This is a genomic window from Salinisphaera sp. (assembly GCF_035690525.1).
In the GTDB taxonomy this organism is placed as follows: Bacteria; Pseudomonadota; Gammaproteobacteria; order Nevskiales; family Salinisphaeraceae; genus Salinisphaera.
Genome location: NZ_DASSKM010000149.1, coordinates 1 through 4407 on the forward strand (window position 1 = coordinate 1; position 4407 = coordinate 4407).

General features: G+C 67.6%; 4 protein-coding genes and 1 pseudogene. 1 reads left to right on the forward strand and 4 read right to left on the reverse strand.

Going from position 1 to position 4407, the window contains the following annotated elements; all coding sequences use genetic code 11:
• From VFJ08_RS11390 to VFJ08_RS11405, 4 genes are all read right to left on the reverse strand, one after another.
• On the reverse strand, positions 1 to 734 hold a 734-nt coding region (locus tag VFJ08_RS11390; RefSeq protein ID WP_324997334.1), incomplete at its 3' end, for a lysylphosphatidylglycerol synthase domain-containing protein.
• A 97-nt stretch (positions 735 to 831) separates the two neighbouring features.
• Positions 832 to 1701, reverse strand: a complete 870-nt coding sequence (gene hpnK, locus VFJ08_RS11395) for a hopanoid biosynthesis-associated protein HpnK (RefSeq protein ID WP_324997335.1) — start codon at positions 1699 to 1701, stop codon at positions 832 to 834.
• Positions 1694 to 2854 (reverse strand): bacteriohopanetetrol glucosamine biosynthesis glycosyltransferase HpnI, encoded by a 1161-nt coding sequence (gene hpnI, locus VFJ08_RS11400; protein ID WP_324997336.1) that lies wholly within the window; start codon positions 2852 to 2854, stop codon positions 1694 to 1696. Before hpnI ends, hpnK begins: the two co-directional genes overlap by 8 nt.
• Positions 2855 to 2983: 129 nt before the next feature.
• Positions 2984 to 3991 carry a zinc-dependent alcohol dehydrogenase family protein gene (locus VFJ08_RS11405; protein WP_324997337.1) on the reverse strand — a complete coding sequence of 336 codons (1008 nt, stop codon included), beginning with the start codon at positions 3989 to 3991 and terminating at the stop codon, positions 2984 to 2986.
• 189 nt (positions 3992 to 4180) lie between these two features.
• On the opposite strand from VFJ08_RS11405, the pseudogene VFJ08_RS11410 reads away from it, so the two are divergent.
• Positions 4181 to 4407: pseudogene (locus tag VFJ08_RS11410) on the forward strand (hypothetical protein); the annotation flags it as partial.

A 4407-nucleotide genomic window follows, 5' to 3' on the forward strand; every position in this document is an offset into this window, starting at 1 on the left:
GAGACCGGGTGTCCGAGCAGCTTGAGCACCAGCCAGACTTCGAAGCTGCCGGCGAACATGCCGAGAAACTGCCAGAGCGTGGCCCAAGCCATGCGGGCCCGACGGCCGGTGAGATCGTGCAGAGCATCGTCCAGCGAGCCACTGCGCCCGAACAGGCGCATGAGCGTATCGCGTCCGCCGAGCATGCTTTCCACCGCGCGGCGCAGCCGTTCGAAGGGGCGCGTGCGGCCGAGCACAGCCAGCAGGACGAACGGAATCGGAAAGGTCACGCCCAGCGCGATCAGAATATCGAACACCACGGCGCCGGAATGCAGCAGCAACACCAGCAGCAGCACCCCGATCAGCGTGAAGATGTACTGACTGACCAGCGTCACCAACACTTCCACGATCACGCTGGCGGTCACCACAACGCCGGACAGTCCGCGCAGCATGGTCACCCGGATGCCCACGACTTCGCCGCCCACGCTGGCGACCGGCAGCAGTCGGCTCACAGCCTCGCGCACCAGCGCCGCCCAAAGCAGGAACGGCAGCCGCGCCCGGCCGCGATCATCGGCCGGCGCCAGCAACACGCGCCAGCCATAGGCATCGAGCGTGACCGGCAGCAGGTGATAGGGCAGGATCAGCACGAGCGGCCAGCCGGCCGTGCTGACGGCGGCGAAAATGCGCTGGTAGCCGCTGTGCACCACTAACACGACCATGAGAATCGCGCCGGCCAGCCCGGCGAGATAGGCCATCCACTTCATCGCCGGGCGTCCAAATTACGATCGGTCAGTACTCGCGCCGGGCGGTGGCGCGTAACAGCGCCGGCGGATCCGGGAATTCGCGGGCGGCTCACGCGGCTTCGGCCCCGAGTTCGGAAAACGTGGTGCGGCCGATGCGACGCTCGGCCAGAGTCGCGCGCACGCGCGGGCTGATCAGCGCGGCGAACTCGCTGGGATGATCGTAGTCGGCCATCGGCGCGGTCAAGCCGGTTGCGGTCGCCGGGTGGCAATAAATCTCGCTCACGCCGGGCGGCAACGCGGCCAGCGCGGCGAGCATCGCCGCCTCGTTCATGTGTCCGGTCGCGGCCAGGCCCAGCATGCGCGACGGCGAAACCAGCCCGGCGCGGGCGATCCGGCGGCGCATATGGCCGAGCCACGGCGCGAGGAGCACGGCGCCGACTACGCGGCGGCCGGCCCCGCGTCGGGTGATGCGCAGCCCCGCGGTTAGCGGTTCGTGCGGTAGACGAACGGCCCGCAGCCCGTAATCGCGCCCGATATCGACGATCAGCGCCAGAATGGTCGGGTGCAGATGAAAATGCTTGTGCGTGTTCACATGATCCAGCGCCAGTCCGGTGGCGGCGAAGGCTTCGAACTGGGCCCGGATCTCGGCGGCGAGTTGGGCGCGTACGCGGCGCGAGAACGCGAACCGCACGCCGGCACGCGCCATGTTGTCGTCGAAACGGCCGGCGGCATCGACCAGATCGGGAATCCGCTCGCGCGGCAGCACCGCGCGCCCGTCGACCAGGACCAGGTGCAGGCCGACGTGCAGATCGGGCAGGCGCCGGGCGCGGGCCACCGCGTCGCCGGCCGCGGAAGCCCCGACCATCAGGCTCGCGCTGTTTAGAATGCCGTCGCGACAACCACGCTCCACGGCGTCGTTGACGCGGGTATCGAGACCGAAATCGTCGGCGGTGACGATGATACGGCGCGCCTCAGTCACGGGGCGCGACGTGTTTCAGCGAGCCGTCGTCGGCGATCCAGTAGCGCCGCCCGCGCCAGCGCACGCGGCGTACCGCCAGACCCAGCAGCCAGCTATAGGCGGTCAGCGCCTCGCGCAGGGGCAGGCCGGCCAGGTTGTGCCAGCTTCGGCGCCCGGCGCGCACGTTCTGTACGCCGTGCAGCGCCGCGCGCGCGATCACCGTGAGCCCGATCAGCGCCAGCACCGGCGCCTGGCGCCAGTCGAGGACGAGCGAGATCGCGATCAGCGGCAAGGCCAGGGTGACGAACAGTAGGTCGTAGCTTAGCGGCTGCAGCGAATGGATCGTGCGCATCCAGCGGGTCTCTTGATCGACCAGCGTGGCCGGGCCGCTGTTATACACCCAGGTCGAGACGACGTAGTCGCAGACCGCGACCTGCAACCCGAGCCCGCGCACGCATTCACCCAGCGCGTGGTCATCCGCCACCCGATCGGCAACCGCGCCGAAACCGCCGATGGCGTCGAGCGTTTCGCGGCGCACGGCGATGGTCGCGCCGGAGACGAACTCGTCGTTGCCCAAGCGATGCGAAATCAGCACCGACGGCATGAACCAGTCGTCGATGAACAGCGCGCCGAGCCGCGACCACAGGCCCGGCCCGGCCCAGCCGCGATACAGACAGGTCGCCAGCCCGACACCGGGATCGGCCAGCGGCGCGGTGACGCGCGCGAGATAATCGCGGCCGACCAGAATATCGCTGTCGGCCAGCACCAGCCGGTCGTGGCGGGCGGCGGTCATCATATTGATCAGATTGCTGACTTTGCGATTCGTCCCCCACTGGCGCGTATCGACCACGATCTCGATATCGTGCCCGGGATAGGCGTCGCGCACGCGCCGGGCCACGGCGAGCGCGGGATCGTCGCCGTCCTGTATCCCGAATACGATCTGAAACTCGGAATAGTCCTGATCGCAGAATGAGCGTAGACAGCGCTCCAGTTCGGCTTCGGCGCCGCACAGCGGTTTGAGCACCGTCACCGGCGGCGCGTTCGGCGACGCGATGTCTCGCGGCCGCTTCTTCGGGCCGAGGCACACGGCCAGCAGCGCCAGCAGGCTATAGCCGCAGGCGAGGCTGACGGCGGCAAAACCCACGGTATGAAAGACCTCGGAAGCGTTGATCACAGCGGAGTCAGGTTGAGGTTGAACTCGATTGTCACGCGGCGGTGGGTCATGCCCAATCCGTGCGACTACCGAAGGGAGTTTGGAGGTCGGATCGGTGCGTCACGCACGCGGCGGGCCGGCGCGTTCGCATCAGGTGTTTTTCGCTTCGTCGGCGATATCGATCACGACCTTGCCGATCGCCGCGCCCGCTTCCAGATGTGCGTGCGCCGCGCCCACGTCCGCGAGATTGAACCGGCGCTCGTCGAGCAACGGCGCGAGTTGACCTGCCGCCACCAGCGCGCCGGCCTTGGTCAGAATTTCGGCATGATGTTCCGGGTCGACGCCGTTGAGCATCGCGGTGAGCATGAAGATAGCGTGCAGCGTCAGGCTCTTGCTGTGCATCGGCGTCAGATCGGCCTGGTACTGTGACACGATGGTCGCGACTTGGCCGTTGACGCGGGCCGCCTCGAACGACCGCGCGATATCCGAGCCGCCGGTGGCGTCGAAGACCACATCGAAGCCGCGGCCGTCAGTCAGCCGCTCCACGTAGTCGGCGACCGGCTCCTCACGATAATGAATGGTCTCATGCGCGCCGCAGCGACGCGCGATGGCGGCTTTGTTCGCGCTCGACACCGTGGTCGCCACGCGCGCGCCCTGGGCCCTGGCGATCTGGATGGCGATATGGCCGACGCCGCCGGCGCCGCCGTGAATGAGCATATGATCGCCGGGCCGCACGCGCGCACGATCCACCAGCGCTTCCCATGCCGTGATCGTGACCAGCGGCAGCGCCGCGGTCTCGCGCCAGCCCAGATCCGCCGGCTTGGCGGCCATCAGCTCGGCGTCGACCACCACATATTCTCCGTAAGCGCCGCCGCGTCCGACCAGACCGGCCGCGCAACCGTAGACCGCGTCACCGACCGCGAACCGGCGGACGTTCGCGCCCACGGCGTCCACTTCGCCGGCCACGTCACAGCCGAGCACGGCCGGCAGCGCGGGCGCGATCGCTGGGCCGGCGCTGCGGATTTTGGTATCGACCGGATTCACGCTCGATGCGATCTGGCGAACCCGGATCTGACCCGGGCCGGGCGCGGGCATCGCCACCTCGGCGGTATTGAAGACATCGGCCGCGCCGAATTCGCGAATCTGTTGAACCTGCATGGTGATACCGGCGATCGAATAACGTGCTAGACCATACGCCAAGTCACTGATTCGAGCACGGTCGAATGGCCGGATTGGCTGCGACCATCGTCCAGTGTCGCGGGATTCACGGGCACCGCATTGTATTCGTGGTACCGAACGCGGATCGAAAAACGCGGCGGGCCAAACAACGCTTTTCCCGGGGGAATCATGAAGCGGATCTGGACATTAGGTATCGCGGTCGTGATGGCCGTGTCGCTGGCGGCGTGCGGCGACGATAACGATAATCACGATAACGACGGCCAGGCCTCCGCGCCCGCGCCGGAGGCGACGAGCCTCTACTCGCCGGCTTCGCAAAACGCCGTCATTCCGTTTCCGAACAACCTACTGTTCGTCGACACCGATAATATGCAAGGCGCGCTCGCCGGCATCAGCGC